Genomic DNA, 266 nt, shown 5'->3' on the forward strand with positions numbered 1-266 from the left:
ATGTAGTTAAGGGCTTTTTCTACCCTCGATAAACGGGTATGACTTAACGACAACGCATAAAGCGGTGCTGCATTGGGGGAATCCAATAGGCGATATAACAACTCAAGCACTAACGCCTCGCCCATTACTTTTGCTTCTAACGGCGACTGCAACGCTTGTAATAACCGAATAACACTGCAATCCATATCTTCAGTGTTATCAGCAACAAAAAAGCCGCTCTGACGCGATTCGTTTAAATCTTTAGGGATTTGATGATGCTCATCCAT

1 protein-coding gene is annotated in these 266 nt (G+C 43.2%); it reads right to left on the bottom strand.

Features of this window, described 5'->3' with window-relative positions; genetic code table 11:
* On the bottom strand, positions 1 to 266 hold a 266-nt coding region (locus AAEY79_RS15135), incomplete at both ends, for an AraC family transcriptional regulator N-terminal domain-containing protein (protein ID WP_352289272.1).

This window comes from Psychrobacter sp. GW64-MNA-CIBAN-0177, from assembly GCF_040309585.1.
Taxonomy (GTDB): domain Bacteria; phylum Pseudomonadota; class Gammaproteobacteria; order Pseudomonadales; family Moraxellaceae; genus Psychrobacter; species Psychrobacter okhotskensis.